Below are 16245 nucleotides of genomic sequence, written 5' to 3'. Positions count from 1 at the left end.
CCTGCCTGGGTGACCGAGCTGTACGAACAGCAACTCCCGGGCCTCGCCGATCCATGCCGAATCTACGGTGCATTCGGTTTGTCTCGGGTGAAGAGCCGGCACTGCTCGTGCCGTGCCGGCCGGGGGCCTTTTCTTGCCCGCCCCTGGGGGAGACGGGGTTCGTGCGGTCGTTATCGTTCGTCGGTGAGGTCGCGGACGAGGGTGCTGCTCACCTGGGGGAGTTCGCCGTACTCGGGGTCGTCGCCGGCGACGGGGAGTTGGTGGATCACGGCCGCGAGGCGGGGGGGCAGCTTCACGTCGAGGCCGTAGTGGCACCGGGCGAGGATGTCGGTGAGCACCTGGGCCGGCAGCAGTGCGTGAGGGGTGCCCAGGACGCGCTGTGGCGGGCGGGGTTTGGTGGCCAGCGCTTCGGCCTGTTGGCGCCAGACCTCCGCGTCCAGGAACTCCCCGAGGCTGCGGTGCAGCAGGCTCAGGAACGATGCGGAGGTGTAGGAACCGCCGCCGGCCGCGAACTGCCACCAGAACTGGGCGCCGTCGCGATGGCCCGCGACGTACAGCAGCGCACCGAGGACGAGGGCGCCCTCGGGGTGGATCTGCGCGCCGTTGACGAGGAGGCCCAGGGAGGCCGCGGCGGACGGCATCGAGAGGACCAGGGACGCGGCGAGGTCGAGTTCGTGGGCCGCCTGCCTGTGCTCGGAGGACAGCGGACTCGGGGCGGTCAGCAGCCGCTCCCAGGAGACGCCCGTACCCCCCGGCTGTGGCCGCGGGGCCCGGGTGGGCACGTGGATGCCGGCCATGTTCGGGTGCAGGGCCCGGTCGTGTTCGGTGCTCACCGGCTCTCCCCGCGTCGGCCGCCGAGCGCCGCGGCCAGACGGTCGAGGGCCTGGCTCGCGGTCGAACGGACGTTGGCCTCGGTCGTCCCCAGGCAGTCGGCGATCTGCTCGTCCGGCAGGTCGAGCAGGTACCGCAGCACGATCACGTCGTGCCGCCGTTCGGACAACCTCCGGATCGCGACGTACAGTTGCTCGTGGCTGCCCTCGGTCTCCATCAGGTGCTGCGCCCGCTCGGCGGCGATCCGCACCGCGTAGACCCACCCGGGGACGCTCGCCTGGGTGGGCAGCGGCTCGCCGTTCATCATCAGTTCCGCCAAGGCGGCGCCGATCTCCTCCTTGAGGATCGTCCAGGCGTGGAACGGCGGGATCTGCTCGCGCAGGATGCGCGGCCACTCCTTCCACACGCGGACCTTCGCGATCTCCACCGCTCTGTGTGCGGCGTCGTCGTCGCGAAGGCGCGCGCGGGCGAACCCGCTCCACGCCCCCTCGTGCGTGTCGCAGAACGCGTCGAACGTCAGGCGGTCCCGGCCTCCGACCACCCAGTCGCTCTCGGTCACGTCCCATTCCTCCCCTGCGGCACGCCTGTCGGCTGCCGTCCGGTGCGGGCCGCCGACCGTGGTGGAACCCCATGGCCGTACGGCGGTCACAGCGGGAACTCGCTTCCCTGGTAGGAACATTAAGGCGGATTGGATGCCGAGATGTTAAGCCGCAGCAAGGTGTTTCGAGATCAGACACAAGGCGCGGCGGATGATGGAGATACCGTGCTCGAACATGGTCAGAGTGGGTCACTACATGCTCTGATTCGGTCGTCCTGCTGCACGGTCGCGTCGTCACCGGCAACGGCCCTTGATTGGCCGTTCGGGCGTGTGGGCATAGTGGAAGGGGCCGCGCCAGGGTTCGCCACCGCTCGCCACGGTGGCGCGGGCGCGGATCGGTCCTGTCCTGCGCAGGGCGAGTCGATGATGCATCAGGGGGAACGCATGACTCAGGGGGAACGCATGACGGACGGCACCGCCGGGACCGACGACGTAGAGGTCAACCTCGACATACACCTGGCGCACTCCGCGCGGATGTACGACTACTACCTCGGCGGCACGACGAACTTCCCCGCCGACCGTGAGGCCGCCGGCCGGGCCCTGGCGGTCTTCCCCTACGCCCGCTCCGCCGCGCGCGCCAACCGCGCCTTCATGCGCCGGTCGACGCACCTGCTCGCCGAGGCCGGCATCCGGCAGTTTCTCGACATCGGCACCGGGATCCCCACCTCGCCGAACCTGCACGAGGTCGCGCAGTCGGTCGCACCGGACGCCAAGGTCGTCTACGCCGACAACGACCCGATCGTGCTCCTCCACGCCAAGGCGCTTCTGCACGGCACCGAACAGGGCGTCACCGCCTACGTGCAGGCCGATGTGCGTGAGCCCGCAGACCTGTTGGACTCGGCCCGGGCGATCCTGGACTTCACCCAGCCGATAGCGCTCAGCATGAACGCCCTGCTGCACTTCGTGCCGTTCGAGGCCCAGCGGATCACCGAAGGCCTCAAGGCACAACTGCCCAACGGTTCCGCGCTGGTGATCAGCCACTTCACGCAGGACTTCGCCGCCGAGGAGACCGCTCGGCTCATCCAGGTCTACACCGCCGCAGGAACCCCCGTCGCCGCCTGCACCCGCGACGAGTTCGCGCAGTTCTTCACCGGGTGGAACCTCATGGAGCCGGGCGTCGCCGCCACTCCGCGCTGGCACCCGGCGCCTGCGGACGACACCGAGCACATCACCGACGCGGCGGCCTCCTGTTATGGGGCCGTCGCCATCCGCCCCTGAGCCGTGCTCCCAGTCTGGCAGCTCCCAGTCTGGCAGCTTCGAAGCCCGGATGTTCAAGCCCGTACATCGGCATTCCGGGGCCCGGGCGGCTCACTCGCGCCCGCCGATCGCGTCGACCGGCGCCGGCCGCAGGGCGGACCGGGTGGCCATCGCGATCGAACCCCAGGAGAGCGCGACGGTGGCCGCCACGATCGCGATGAGGCCGACGGGGGAGACGCTGGGAACGGGTGACCTCGTCAGCCCGAGGCTGATGCCGACCAGCGGCGGGATCGTCGCCAACAGACCGAACAGCAGCGCCGAGAAGACCACGATCCTGGCTTCGCCGTTCATCATCGCGCGGACCTGGGCCCGCTCGGCGCCGATGAGTCGCAGCATCGCGAACTCGCGCACCCGCGCCGCCGTCGCCATCACCAGGGTGTTCACCACGGCGATGGCGATGTAGCCCAACAGCACGGTCTGGAACAGGAGGTTGAGCGCCCAGCCACCCGAACCGTCGCCCCCGGGCGCGCCCTTGAACGCCTCCTGGCCGCCCACCTGGACCGTCGGGTAGCGCCCGACGGCGTCGCGCAGCGCGTCGGCGAGCGCCTTCGGGTCGGTCCCGTCCGCGGACCTGATCAGCACGGCGGTGTCGACCCGCGCGGTGGTGTGCGCGACGACGAGGTCATTGGGCAGGGTGACGTCCCCGAAGCCCAGGCCCCGCTCGTAGACCGCCACCACCCGCGGCCTGATCGCCGTGCCGTCACCGAGCCGCAGGTCGATCGTCCCACCGCGCCGCGCATGGACGGTGTCCGCGACGGCCCGGCTCAACGCCACCGTCTCGCCGCGCAGTTCCGCGGTGTCGCCGTCGACCACCTGGAGGTCCATGGTCTCGGAGAGCCGTTCGGGCGCGACGCCCTGGGCGGCGAAGACCTTGGTCGCGGTGCTGTCCTCGGACGGGAACGTCAGCAGCACCTGCATCCGTGCCACCGGCGTCGCCACGGCGGCGCCGGGTACGCCGCGCACGGCGTCCACGACCTCCGGGGACACCCCGGCGCCGGACGACGAGGTCAGCACGTGGTCGGCCCGCAGGCCGGCGTCGAGTTGGTCCCGCGACGCCGCGATCGTCGTGGAGGCGCCGAATACCTGCACGGCGGCCAAGGTCACGCCCATGGCCAGCGGGGTGACGGCCGAACCGAGCCGCCGCGCATGGGCCCGCGCGTTGGCCTGGGCGAGGAAGCCGGGGGCCGTGGACTGCCGGTTCAGGCGCGGGCCGAACAGCACGACGGCGCCTCTGACCAGCAGCGGGCCGACACAGCCCAGCGCCACGACGAACAACAGGACCGCGCTCGCCGCGGTGTCGGCGGCAGAGTCGCCCGACACCGCCACCCGGCCCGAGGTCAGCAACAGCCCGAGCGGGATCAGCAGGAAGCCGACGGCCAACCGGACCCGGCCGATCCTCCCGGGCTCGACGGCGGCATCCCCGAGCGCCTCGACCGGGCTGGTCCCGGACACCCGGCGCGCGACCAGCCAGCCGCCGAGCCGGGCGCTGGTCATGCACAGCGCCAGCGAGGCGAGGAAGGGCAGCCACCCCACGTCCATCCGGAAGTCCGCGGGCATCGCGCCCGCGAGGACGAACGCGCCGCGCATCACGAACGCGACGACGACGCCGGGGACCGCGCCGACCAGGGCGCCCGCCAACGACACCAGGGTCATCTCGGCGCCGATCATCCGGTGGATCTGCCGGGGCGTCGCGCCGATGGCGCGCAGCAGGGCCAGTTCGCGCCTGCGCTGCTGCACCGACAGCGCGAGGGTGCTCGCCACCACGAACACCACGATCAGCACCATGGTGCCGCCGAACGACGCCGACGTCTCGACCACCAGGCTGCGGGCGTCGCCCACGTCCAAGAACTCCACATCGCCGCGCCCCGCGCCGGTGTGCGCCACCAGGCCCGGCACGGCGGCCGTGATCCTGCCGGCCAGTTGCTCCGGGGTGACGTCGGGTCCGGCCCGCACACCGATCGCGTCCACCCGGTCCGGGCGGCCGGACAGCTCGGCCGCCCGGCCGTCGGTGAAGAACACCGCGGACTGGCGGCCCAACCCGCCCCCCTCCGGCGCGGCGACGCCCACCACGCGGTACGACGACGCGACCGAGCCGACCACGAGCCGCACCGTCGCGCCGGGCGACACGTGGGCGCGCGCGGCGAGGCCGGCGTCGAGTACGACCTCGTCGGGCCCGGCGGGCGCGCTGCCCGCACGCACCGCGAACGGCCCGAGCACCGCGGCGGACCAGCCGTGCCCGACCACGGGGAAGCCGTCCGGGCCGCCCACCGCGCGGCCGTCCGGGGCCAGCATGCCGACCTCGACGCCGACATCGCCGACGGCGGACCGGACACCGGGCACGGCGGCGACGGCGGCGACCTTGTCGGCGGGCAGCGTCACGCGCTCGCTGTAGCGGACCTCGGAGCTCTCGTCCAGCCAGTACGACTGCTCCGCGCCGAGGACCACCGCCGCGCCCGAGTAGCGCTCGGGGGCCACCCCGGTGCTGAGCCCCGACATCAGCAGGATCCCGCAGGCGGTGATCACCGCCGAGCCCGCGGCGATCGCGACGAAGGAGCCGACGAAGCCGCCCTTGCGCCCCTTGATCGTGCTCCACGCCAGCGACAGGTCCCTGCGCTCCGGCACCACGAGGCGGACCAGCCTCCGGATGCGGCGGATCACCACGCGCCCAGGTGCGTCATGCGCGCCGCGCCCTGCCCCGAGGCGGGCCGGCGCAGCCCGCCCGCGAGCCGCAACGGCGGCGTGACGGTCTCCTCCACGGTCAGCGTGGTCATCGGGCTGCACACTCGGGGAAGGCACTCCTGCCAGAATCGGACGGTCCCATTCCGAGGGTGCGGGCGCCACGATGCAGTCCGATGCGTACGGCATCCGGCGCCGGTATCAGGCTCCTTGACGTGCCGTAACCCTTCGACGCCGTACCCCAGCGGATCGACCAGTCGGCGGATGCGGCACGCCACGCAGGTTGAGACATGCTCGGGGAGCCTACCCGAGGCCCCGCCGCGCCCCATCGTCGTGGCCGAGGAGCGTATGGGGTCGGCCGCCTGAAAACCCCATGGGCGAGATTGTGGCGCCGCATCAATCACTGACAAGATTTCAGCACGGCATCCTGTTGCGGGAGATGCCGCCGAACCGACCGGGGCTCGACGCACGCCAGGAGGCCGCATGGCACGGGTGAACCTGAGGGCTGCATTCATGAGCGGCCTTTCGTCCACCGTCACGGCTCAGCAGGTCTTCACCAACCGGGTCGACGAAGTGGCCGCGTTCGCCCGGTCGGTCGACGAGCTCCACCGGATGCTGGACGAGGCCGAGGTCTCGCCGGTCGTGGACCGTGGGCAGGGCCGCCGTAACGTGCTGACCTTCTACGGCGTGGGTGGCATAGGCAAGACGACGCTCTCCCACGAGTTGGAGCGCCGCCTCCTCGCCGAAGCGCGGGAGAAGGAGCGCGACGACGTGGTGACCGTGCGGATCGATCTCTCGGAGGAGGGCGCCGGCGACATCGAGAGCCTGTTGCTGCGTCTGCGGGCCGCCCTGGGGCAGTTGGGGAGCCGTTGGCCGGCCTTCGACCTGGCACTGGCCTCCTACTGGGCTCGCGCCCACCCCGGCGAGGCCTTGCAGGAGTTCCTGGACGCCTCGCCGGCGCTGCGGCGCGCCTCGCGGAGCATCGCGTTGGGCGACCAGATCGCGGAGGCCGTGAAGCAGGTCGACCCGGGTGGTCTGGGAGGTCTGACCGGACTGGCCCACCGGGCCGCGCTCGTCACGTACCGCGCCGTCCGGGACCGGGTGCGGGAGGGCCGGCTGCTGGCCGACTGCGACCTGTTCGCCGAACTGGTCGAGGCGGACGCCGACTACGAGACGCTCTCGTACTTCCCGTACCTGCTGGCCTGGGACTTGGAACGGCAACCCCGGGGCGGTCGGGCGGGCCGGCGGCCCCGGGTGTGCGTCTTCCTCGACACCTTCGAGGTGGTCAACGGCCAGGCCGATCGCGCAGTGGAACGGTTCGTCCAGCGCTGCGCCTATCTGATGCCGAACGTGCTGTTCGTCATCACCGGCCGGAACCGGATCGACTGGGCCGACTCGGGCGCGGGCGGCGAGCTGGATTTCACCGGCCCGGAGTGCTGGCCCCAGCTGCACTTCAGCAACGACACGGCCGAACCACGGCAGCACCTCGTGGGGTACCTGTCGGACTCCGACGCGGACAGCTATCTCCGTGAGGCCCTCGTCCGGGGCGGTGAGCCCGCGATGTCGGCGGAGATCCGGGAACGCGTCATCTCCGGCGGCCAGGGGCTGCCCTTGTACCTGGACCTGTCGGTCTCGCACTGCGCCGCCTTGCTGGCACGCGGCGGGCAACTCTCCGTGGCGGACTTCGGCGGCTCGTTCACAGCCGTCGCGACCCGGTCGATCAGGGACCTCCCCCGGGAGGAACGCGACCTGGTCCGAACAGCGGCGCTCACCGACCGGGTGGGCGCAGAGCTGCTGCGCGCCGGTCAACCCGGAGTCTCCGACGGGAGCGTGGCACGGTTCCTTCGCCGACCGTTCCTGACACACGACGACGCCTATGCGTTCCCGTATGCGTTGCACGTGGCGTTGCGGCAGGCCATCGGCGAGGCGGACCGGACGCTTCCGGACGGCTGGTCGGATCGCGACCGCAGTGAGGTCGCCGCCCGGCTGCTGAGCTGGCTGGGCGAACGCCTGGGCCCCTCCGGCGGGCGGGTGGCGACGGCGCAAGCCCTCGAAACCGGGCTCAAACTCTCTGCCGAGCACGGTGTCTTCGACGACTGGATGGCGCTGGCCACCCAGCGACTCGTCGAGGCCGGCCAGTGGTCGGAGCTCGGCGCCGGTCTTACCGGCGGCCCGGTGGGCCTCCCCGAGTACCGGGCGGTCCGGGCCGCCATCCGAGGAGTCCAGCTCCGCCGGACCGGCCGCGTCGAGGAGGCGATCGAGGTGCTCGGCGGCGCGGCCGGAGGCGTGCGGCACGGTGGCCGGACGGCACAGCTGGTCCGCATCCACCTCGCCCACGCCCTGCGCAACCACGGCGACTACACGCAGGCCGCGGAGATCTACCGGGGCTTGGTGGGGGGCGAGTTCGACGCGGCCGCCCGCTACTGGCTCAGCGACTTCGACTACCTCAACGGGCGGTTCGCGGCCGCTCTCGCCTCCCTGCACGAACAGCCGGTCCGTGGCCCGGAGGACGAAGGCGAACGGCTCCGGCTGACCGGGCACATCTGGCGGGTCAACGCCCGCTTCGAGGAAGCGACTTCCGTCTACCACGAGGCGATCGACCTGGCGAGGCGCGAGGGACTGGCCGCCGCAGAGGCGAAGGCACTCGCCAACCTGGCGCAGACCGCCTGCTGGTCCGGGGACACGGCAGCCGTCGCCGACGCGGCGGGCCGGGCCCGGGAACTGCTCGACCTGGTGCCCAACCCCGTCGAACTGGTCAAGCTCCGGTCCGCCGAGGCGGTGGCCCACGCCATGGCCGGCGACGTCGACACTGCCCGGTCCGCAGTGGGAGACACCCGGCACCTTGCGGACGGGATCGCCTACCGGGGCGGCCACAACCTGGCGGACGTGGCCGATATCCTCCTCGGCGTGCTCGCCGGTGACCACGAAGGTGCTCGTCGCACGCGATCCGAGCTCGATGCGCGCACCCGTACGTCCGGCGGCAACACCTACTGGGTTCCCATCGCGACCTCCTGGATCGACGGCTCCCTCGCCGCCGCGGAGCACCTGCCCGCCGTCGGCTGGGTGGACGGCCCCGTCGCGTCGTTGGGCCGCTGGGCAGCGGTGGTGACACGTCGATGACGCTCCCCGGCCCCCGCACCTCGGCCGAGTCGTCCGGAGAAAGCAGAGTCTGATGACTGACCTCGTAAGCGTCGGCCTTGTCGGCGTCGGCACCATCGCGCAGACCCATCTCGCGGTCCTGGCCGAACGGGACGATGTGCTGGTCGAGTTCACGGTCGATCCGAACCGGCCGGAACCGCCCTCGTTCCGTGGAACCACCCCGCGTCACCACGCCGGCCTGGACGACGCGCTCGCGGAGCACCGACCCGATCTGCTCGTGCTCGCCACTCCCACGCACACGCACGCGGAGCTGGCGGCCCAGGCTCTCCGGCTCTCCACGGCCAAGGTGCTGGTCGAGAAACCCCTCGTCCACGACCTCGCCTCGCTCGGGCGGCTTCGCGCGCTGGACGAAGCGGTCGACGTGCGGGGCCGGTTGTTCACCGCGCACCACTTCGCCTTCTCGCCGGAGGTCGGCTGGGCGGCGGAGCTGCTCGCCGAGCATCCCGAGTGGGGGCCCGTCACGGCCGTCACCTCCGCGTTCTACGACCCCTACGTCCTCAAGGGCGCCGGTGCCTATGAGTCCTACGGCTCCAGCTGGATGGACTCCGGGGTGAACCAGCTCAGCATGCTCACCCGCCTGGTCGACCTCACGGCGCTCACCTCCGCCCGGCAGCTGGACGGCGGCGCCAGCGCGTGGTGCACCGCCGAGTACCGGTCCCGGGGCGAGTCGGGCACCGCACGTCTGCGCAGCAGCTGGCTCACGGGCTCCAGCAGCAAGGAGAGCAGCCTGGTCCTCGGCCGGGCGGGTGTGGAGGTGTGGATCGACCACACCTCCATGACCGGCTTCGCAGCCCGGGACGGTGACCTGCTCGCCGCCTTCGGGACGGACGGTCGGACGGCCCGGAAGGTGGCCCATTACCGGCCGCTGTACGAGAGCCTGCTCTCCGACCGCCCCGACCCGGTCCTCGGGTTCGACGCGGCTGCGAGGATCACCGAGATCCATCACGCGGCGCCCGGCGCGGAGTAGTCCCCGGGGCGGGCGGGGCGCTGCGACGTTCGGGTCGGTGGGGGCGGGCGGGAATCGAGCGACTCGCCGAGACGTGCGGGGGTGGCTCGGGCAGGGCAGGATGGGGCCGGTTCGGGTGGCCTGGCCGCCTGGGTCCCCGTCTCGGTGCGTGGTTGTTCCGGCGGGTGTCGCCACCGTCTGACGGGCGTTCGTCGCTCGGGAGCCGCCCCATGACCGCTTCTGCCCCTGCCGGTCCGATCGTCCGGTTCCACCGTTCGGTCGCCGAGTCGCTCGGCGGGCTTCCGGGTGCCTTCTGGTGGCTCTGGGCCGCGACCCTGGTCAACCGGCTCGGCGGTGTGGTCACGTTCCTGGCGCTCTACCTCACCGCGGACCGTGGCTATTCGGCCTCGTACGCGGGGGTGGTCGCCTCGCTCATCGGCCTCGGCTCGGCGATCGCCGCGCTGGTCGGCGGTGTGCTGGCGGACCGGATCGGCCGGCGGCCCACCCTGCTGGCCGCCCAGCTGCTCACCGCGCTCACCACGGCGGCGCTGGGTTTCGCCGACGGGCAGTTGGCGATCGCCTCGACGGCGTTCCTGGTCGGTCTGAGCAGTTACGCCTCCCGTCCGGCGACGTCCGCGATCATCGCGGACCTGGTGCCGGCCGCCGACCGGGCCCGTGCCTTCGCGCTGAACTACTGGGCGATCAACATCGGGTTCGGCGTATCGGCCGCGCTGGCCGGGCTGGTCGCCGCCCACGACTACCGGGTGTTGTTCCTCGTGGATGCCCTGTCCACGCTGCTCTGCGCCGTGGTGGTCTTCGTCAGGGTCCCGGAGACCCGGCCCGTCGAGCCGCAGCGGGACGCCGCCGGGCCGGGGGAAGGGGCGGGGGAAGGAGCGGGGGAAGGAGCGGGGAGTGGGCCGAGCGCCGGGCTGGGCACGGTCTTCCGGGACCGGCGCTTCATGGCGCTGGTCGGGCTGACCTTCGCCTTCGGGCTGATGCTCCAGCAGGGCAACACGACGCTCGCCGTGGACATGGGCAAGGCCGGGTTGACCAGCACGCAGTACGGAGTGGTGATCGGGATCAACGGTCTGCTGATCGTCCTGTTGCAGATCCCGGTGACCCGCCTGACGAAGGGACAGCACCGGGGGATGCTGCTGCTGGTCAGCGCGCTGCTCACCGGGTCGGGCTTTGGCCTCACCGCGTTCGCGGGCTCCTCCGCCCTCTACTACGCCGCCACCGTGGGGGTCTGGACGCTCGGCGAGATGATTCAGGCACCCACGAGCATGAGCCTGGTGAGCGAGCTCTCGGCGACGAGCACCCGCGGGCGCTACCAGGGGGTCAACTCGCTGGCCTGGTCGGCGGCCTCCTTCCTCGGGCCGGTCGCCGGCGGGCTGCTGCTGGACCACGCCGGCCGGGGCGCCCTCTGGGGGTGCTGCGCGGTCCTCGGCACGGTGGCCGCGGCGGGGTACCTGGCGTTGGGGCGGCGGGTGGACACCGGGCGCTACTCGATGCCGTGACCAGGCCCTGAAAGGGGACGGGGCGGATCACGGCTCCTGGCGAGGGTCGGTCCAGGGGGCCAGGTCGGGTGCGGCGCTCTCGCTGCGGAAGAGGAACTCGAACAGCAGCCGGGCGGCGAGCTGCGCGGTGCTGCCGGAGGGGTCGTAGCGGGGGGCCACCTCCGCGATGTCCACGGCCTCCACGGGCAGGGCGCGCAACTCCTCGTAGACGTCCAGGAGGTGGCCGGTGTCGATGCCGCCCATGGTCACGTGGCCGGTGCCGGTCGCCACGGCGCTGTCGAGGACGTCGATGTCGAGCGACACGTACACGGTGTCGCAGCGCTCGCCGAGCTGCTCGACGAGCGGGCGCAGGGCCGCGGCCGCGCCCTGGCGCAGGATCTGCGATCCGGGCACCACGTGGAAGCCCCGGTCGAGCAGGCCGCGGAACTGGTCGTACCTGGTCACGTCGCCGACGCCCACGAAGGCGATGTCCTCGGGGTGCATCCCCGGGAGCTCGCTGATCCGGCGGGAGTTCGACCCGTGGTAGAGCGGCCCGTGCAGGGTGCTCCAGTTCCCGAAGTCGAAGTGGTGGTCGATGTTGATGAATCCCACCCGCCGCGCGCCCCGGTCCAGCCGGCCGGCGCGGAAGCCCGCGAAGGTGGGGAAGGTGGTCGAGTGGTCCCCGTTGAGGAAGACCAGGCGCGGCGCCGATCCGCTCAGCCGCCGGCTCCCGGCGGCGACTGCCTGGAAGGTGCGGATGGTGTCGGTCGGGTAGATGTGCAGGTCCCCCGCGTCGGCCACGCGCGGGGCGCGGTAGCGGAACGTCCGGCCGCTGCGGGTGTCCAGCATCTTCCACTGGCCCAGGCTGGTGAGGTAGCTGGAGAACACCAGGCTCGCCTGCCGGATCGCGCGCGGCCCTTCGGCCGCGCCCGGGCGGGAGCTGGCGGTCGCGTCGTACGGGACGCCGGCCGCCACCCAGCCGTCCTCCCCGACGTCGACCTGCGCCCGGTCCGCGGCGGGGGCACCGAACAGGGTGGCGAGGCCGGCCCACCCGGGCAGCGGGTCGGTCTCGAACTCCTCGGGTTTGACGCTGCGGTGGAGCGCCTCGAAGTCGGGGAGTTGGGACGGGAGTTGGCTGAGGGGTTGGTGGGGCAGCTGGTACGGGGGCTGGGTGGGGGGCTGGTTCATGCGGTCTCCCTTGCGGGGTGGTCGGAGTGGTCGGGGTGGCCGGAGCGGTCGGAGTGGCCGGGGTGGGCCGGTACGGGGGCGCGGACGATGCGGTGGGCGGCGGCGATCTTCTCCTGGAAGAGCTCCCAGCTGCGCTCCGGAGTCAGGTGGCTGGGCCGGTAGACCACCGGGGCGTCCTCCCGCCACTGCGCGAAGTCCCAGGTGAAGATGCGCTCGCGCAGGCGCTGGAAGTCGGGGGTGAGCGGGTAGGGGACGAAGTTGTAGAGGTTGAAGAGCCACAGGGCCCGGCGGTTCGCCTCCAGCCACCGGACGGTCTGCGCGTGGGACTCCTCGGTCTCCTCGTCCAGTCCGCCCATCATGTTGAGGACCACCTTCAGGCCGGCGTCGCTCAGCGCGTGGATCCGTTCGGTGTAGTCGTCGAGTCCGCGGGACAGCTTGCCGAGCCGTTTGAGCATCTGGGAGTCGGCCGACTCGAAGCCCAGCTCGACCGCCACGACGCCGAGTTCGAGCATCGCCTCGATGACCCACTCCTTCACCTGGAGGACGTGGGTCTGCACGATGAACTTGTAGCCGGGGCGGTCGCGGAACACCTCCAGTAGGTTGCGGACCGCCTCCCGCGACTGCCCGAAGGTCTTGTCGCCGACGTAGACGAGCCGGGTGTCCGGGAAGCGATCGGCGAGCTGGTCCACTTCGGCGCGGAGGGCGCTGCTCCCCACCAGGGTGAGCTGCTTGCTCCAGGCGTCCCCGCAGAAGGCGCACTTGTACAGGCAGCCGTGGCTGGCGTTGAGCCGCAGCATCGGCACCTTGCCGCTGTAGCCGTCCAGATGGCGGTAGTCCGGTGCCCAGGTGATGGGCTCGGCCACCAGCCCGAGGGCGGCCCGCTTCTCCGTACGGCCGCCCCGCCCCGAGGCCAACTCGACCAGGACGGCCGCGAAACCGGTGTCGAGCTGCCCGCGGTGCACGGCGTGCACGGAGCCCTCGGGCGCCAGCGGGGCCATGTTCCCGCCCAGGACGACGCGCCGCCCGGCGCGTTCCAGCTCGCCCGCGAGGTCCAGGGCGAGCCGGAAGTTCTGGGCCAGCGGCGAGAACAGGACGAGATCGCCGGGTGCCGTCGCCGCCAGGATCGGGGCGCCGCAGGCCTCGCTGTCGGCAGGGGTGCGGGACAGGTCGACGAAGCAGGAGTCGATCGCGGTGCTGTCCAGCAGGGCGGTCAGGTGCGCGACCCAGAGCGGAATCTCCCAGAGCCCGTCGGACGGGATGAAGTACTCCGGGAGGAAGGCGCGGAAGCGGCGGTCGTAGTCCTGGTAGTAGGCGGACAGCCGGTCATCGGGGTCGCGGGTGGACGGGAAGGGCAGTTGGACGATGCAGCACCTGGTCACGATTCCTCCGCACGTGGGGACGTGCTCGCGCCGACCGGCTCACGGGAGGGCGCCGATCGGTCGCGCCCGGAGGAGCTCCTGCCCGGGCGGTGGCCGCCGCCATCGGCGTGAACGACGCTCACTGGTGCGCGTACCGACCCCGTGGAGCGCGAAGGAGCTTCGTGCCCCCGGGGCGTGCGCCGGGTGACGCTGCTCGGCGACGCGATCCACCCCATGCCGCCGTACCGTGGTTGCGCTGATGCGCGCCGGGTCCGCCACCTGCGGGGGTGGGCCCGGCGCGCATCGGGACGGTCTGGTGTCAGCTGAAGGAGAGGTCGGCGGTCAGGGTCGAGTCGGCGATGGGCCGGCCGGTTCCGAGTAGGACGTCGACGCAGTTGTCCACGAGCGGCTGGTCGCTGGTGACGTCCACGAGCGCGGCCAGTTTCTGCCCGGCCAGGCGGGTGGAGGAGGCGGTGACGGTGCCGGTGAGGGTCCCGGAGCCGTCGACCTCGACGATGGCGATGTCGGTGACGGTGCTGCTCGCCTGCGTGCCGTCCTTCAGGTTCCAGGTGAAGGTCGCCGAGGAGCCCGGTGCCAGTGCCGGCGGCGTCGCCGGGCTGCAGCTGACCGCGCCGAACCTGAGCGTCGCGGTGACGGTGCCGCCCGTCACGGCCGTCGGGCCGTCCAGTGAGCCCGTGCACCCGCTCGCCGTCCCGCCGATCGCCATGGTGGTGGCCTCTGGGCCGGCCGAGAGTGGCGGGCTGAAGGTGACGGTGGCGTTCACGGAGCAGTTCAGGATTTCCGGGGCGGCCGGCGGGGCTGCGTCGGCGGCCGGGGTCACGCCGGTGGACAGTGCGGCGAGGACGGCGGACACGGTCACGGCGCTTCGGCGTACGGACACGTGGGTTCCCTTTCTTTCGTCGGACCGGAGGGGTGCGGCCCGCACGCGGGGCGAGGCGGGCCGAAGGGCGTCGAAGGGCGAGGTCGAAGGGTGACGGTGGCACGGCGCGATGGATCCCGGCCGTCGCCATCCCGGGAACCCCGCCGATGGGCCTCGAATGGTCCAGAACCGGGGCCCGGCCTCGCGGGCCCGTGGGTGGCTGGGACGGAAGACCGCCCGGTCGGTCGTCCGGGCTTGCGGGACGGAGCATCGGCGGACACCGTGAGTACGCGATCAGTCGCGCGTGCCCCTGCTGAACGGCCCGGTCCTTCTCCCGCCAGGAGGCTTGTGATGTCCCCTCTCGTCCTTGTGCGCGGCCGCGTGGCGGCCATGGTGTGCGCGTCGGCCGTCGCCCTCGGCGCCCTGGCGGCGGTCTGCGCCCCGGCGTGGGCGGACACCGGGCGGGCGGACACCATGACCGCCATGCGGCCGGCGGAGGGCCGGCGCGCCTTGATCAACTTCGGCACGGTGAAGTGGTTCAACGCCGACAAAGGGTTCGGGTTCATCGTGCCGGACGTCCCCGGCCCGGACCTCTTCGTCCACTACTCGTCCATCGTCGGGGTCGGGTACCGGACCCTGGAGGAGGGCCAGCGGGTCGAGTACCAGGTCGAGCAGGGCCCCAAGGGCCCGCAGGCCGTCGACGTCATCGGCCTCTGAGGGCGGCGGGGCCCGTCAGGCCGCGTGGTCGAGGGCCCGCGCGGCCGCCGGCTGCGCCGTGGCCCCGGTGCCCTCGGCCTGCGCGCCCCAGCGGCGGGCCAGGACGGCGCAGACCATCAGTTGCAGTTGGTGGAAGAGCATCAGCGGCAGCACCATCAGCCCGGCCGCCGGGCCCGGGAAGAGGACGGTGGCCATCGGGACGCCGCTGGCCAGGCTCTTCTTGGAGCCGCAGAAGACGATCGCGACCAGGTCGGCCCGGCCGAACCCGAGCCGGCGGCCGACCAGCAGCGTCGTGGTCAGGACCAGCGCCAGCAGCGCCGCCTCCGCCCCCAGCAGGGCCGCCAGCCGGGGTATCGAGAGGGCGCCCCACACCCCGCCCACCACGGCGGCGCTGAAGGCGCTGTAGACGACCAGCAGGATCGAGCCGCGGTCGACCAGGCCGAGGACGGCGCGGTGGCGGGCCATCCAGGCGGCGATCCAGCGGCGCAGCACCTGGCCGGCGGTGAAGGGGAGGAGGAGTTGCTCGGCGATCTCCAGCACGGTGCCCGGCGAGACACCGCCCTTGGTGTGCAGGAGCACGGCGGCGAGCAGCGGGGTCAGGACGATGCCGAAGAGGCTGGAGAAGGTCGCGCTGCAGACCGCCGCGGCCGTGTTGCCGCGGGCGATGGAGGTGAAGGCGATCGAGGACTGCACGGTGGAGGGCAGCAGGGTCAGGAACAGCAGGCCCTGGTAGAGCTGCGGCGACAGCACCGCCGGCACCAGCAGGTGGGCGGCCACCCCGAGCAGGGGGAAGAGGCCGAAGGTGACCGCGAGCACGGTGCCGTGCAGCCGCCACTGCTTGAGCCCCTCCCAGGCCTCGCGGGCGGAGAGCCGGGCGCCGTAGAGGAAGAACAGGACGGCGACCGCGCCGGTGGCGGCGTCGGAGAAGGCCGGTGCGGCGGCGCCGCGGGCGGGGAGCAGGGCGGCCACTGCCACGGTGCCCAGCAGGGCGGCGATGAACGGGTCGACCCGGAGGCGGGCGGGGCGTCGGGGCAGGTGGGAGCGGGGCGGACGGTTCGGGCGAGGCATGGTTCTCCGCGGTGGCGGTTCGGGTGGGATGGCCTCAGCCTGCCGTCCGCCGGGGTGATTGTGAATCCCGC

Annotated in this window: 12 protein-coding genes; 5 read left to right on the top strand and 7 right to left on the bottom strand. The window is 72.4% G+C overall.

Annotated features, from left to right (window positions below; translation table 11 throughout):
* Positions 1-170: 170 nt before the first annotated feature.
* Together ACFVHI_RS16515 and ACFVHI_RS16510 are read right to left on the bottom strand one after the other, a co-directional pair.
* Positions 171-833 (bottom strand): hypothetical protein, encoded by a 663-nt coding sequence (locus ACFVHI_RS16515; protein ID WP_380339778.1) that lies wholly within the window; start codon positions 831-833, stop codon positions 171-173.
* Entirely contained in the window at positions 830-1390 is a 561-nt protein-coding gene (locus ACFVHI_RS16510; RefSeq protein ID WP_063346610.1) for an RNA polymerase sigma factor, read from the bottom strand. Before ACFVHI_RS16510 ends, ACFVHI_RS16515 begins: the two co-directional genes overlap by 4 nt.
* Positions 1391-1831: 441 nt before the next feature.
* Between ACFVHI_RS16510 and ACFVHI_RS16505 the strand changes: the two genes are divergently transcribed.
* A complete protein-coding gene (locus ACFVHI_RS16505; RefSeq protein ID WP_063346609.1) occupies positions 1832-2647 on the top strand; it encodes an SAM-dependent methyltransferase in 816 nt (271 codons plus the stop codon).
* A gap of 90 nt (positions 2648-2737) precedes the next feature.
* Here the strand turns inward: ACFVHI_RS16505 and ACFVHI_RS16500 are convergent, their stop codons facing one another.
* A complete protein-coding gene (locus tag ACFVHI_RS16500) occupies positions 2738-5347 on the bottom strand; it encodes an ABC transporter permease (RefSeq protein ID WP_380339775.1) in 2610 nt (869 codons plus the stop codon).
* Positions 5348-5875: 528 nt separating this feature from the next.
* Between ACFVHI_RS16500 and ACFVHI_RS16495 the strand changes: the two genes are divergently transcribed.
* From ACFVHI_RS16495 to ACFVHI_RS16485, 3 genes are all read left to right on the top strand, one after another.
* Positions 5876-8482: a tetratricopeptide repeat protein gene (locus tag ACFVHI_RS16495; RefSeq protein WP_380339773.1), complete on the top strand. Its 2607-nt coding sequence runs from the start codon at positions 5876-5878 to the stop codon at positions 8480-8482.
* 52 nt (positions 8483-8534) lie between these two features.
* On the top strand, positions 8535-9488 hold the full coding sequence (locus tag ACFVHI_RS16490) for a Gfo/Idh/MocA family protein (protein WP_380339770.1): 954 nt from the start codon (positions 8535-8537) through the stop codon (positions 9486-9488).
* A gap of 209 nt (positions 9489-9697) precedes the next feature.
* A complete protein-coding gene (locus tag ACFVHI_RS16485) occupies positions 9698-10984 on the top strand; it encodes an MDR family MFS transporter (protein WP_380339768.1) in 1287 nt (428 codons plus the stop codon).
* Between the two features lie 27 nt (positions 10985-11011).
* Here ACFVHI_RS16485 and ACFVHI_RS16480 read toward each other — a convergent pair whose 3' ends face one another.
* From ACFVHI_RS16480 to ACFVHI_RS16470, 3 genes are all read right to left on the bottom strand, one after another.
* Positions 11012-12151: an arginase family protein gene (locus tag ACFVHI_RS16480; RefSeq protein WP_380339765.1), complete on the bottom strand. Its 1140-nt coding sequence runs from the start codon at positions 12149-12151 to the stop codon at positions 11012-11014.
* Positions 12148-13530 (bottom strand): B12-binding domain-containing radical SAM protein, encoded by a 1383-nt coding sequence (locus tag ACFVHI_RS16475; protein WP_380339762.1) that lies wholly within the window; start codon positions 13528-13530, stop codon positions 12148-12150. The genes ACFVHI_RS16480 and ACFVHI_RS16475 overlap by 4 nt, the downstream gene beginning before the upstream one ends.
* A 298-nt stretch (positions 13531-13828) precedes the next feature.
* On the bottom strand, positions 13829-14410 hold the full coding sequence (locus ACFVHI_RS16470) for a hypothetical protein (protein WP_380339760.1): 582 nt from the start codon (positions 14408-14410) through the stop codon (positions 13829-13831).
* 462 nt (positions 14411-14872) lie between these two features.
* On the opposite strand from ACFVHI_RS16470, the gene ACFVHI_RS16465 reads away from it, so the two are divergent.
* Positions 14873-15106 carry a cold-shock protein gene (locus tag ACFVHI_RS16465; RefSeq protein WP_380339872.1) on the top strand — a complete coding sequence of 78 codons (234 nt, stop codon included), beginning with the start codon at positions 14873-14875 and terminating at the stop codon, positions 15104-15106.
* A 15-nt stretch (positions 15107-15121) separates the two neighbouring features.
* Here ACFVHI_RS16465 and ACFVHI_RS16460 read toward each other — a convergent pair whose 3' ends face one another.
* Entirely contained in the window at positions 15122-16174 is a 1053-nt protein-coding gene (locus ACFVHI_RS16460; RefSeq protein ID WP_380339757.1) for a bile acid:sodium symporter family protein, read from the bottom strand.
* Positions 16175-16245 lie beyond the last annotated feature (71 nt).

It is taken from the genome of Kitasatospora sp. NPDC127121 (genome assembly GCF_042677305.1).
Lineage (GTDB): Bacteria > Actinomycetota > Actinomycetes > Streptomycetales > Streptomycetaceae > Kitasatospora.
Note: the sequence above shows the minus strand (reverse complement) of the source record. Positions and strands in the feature narration are given on the sequence as shown.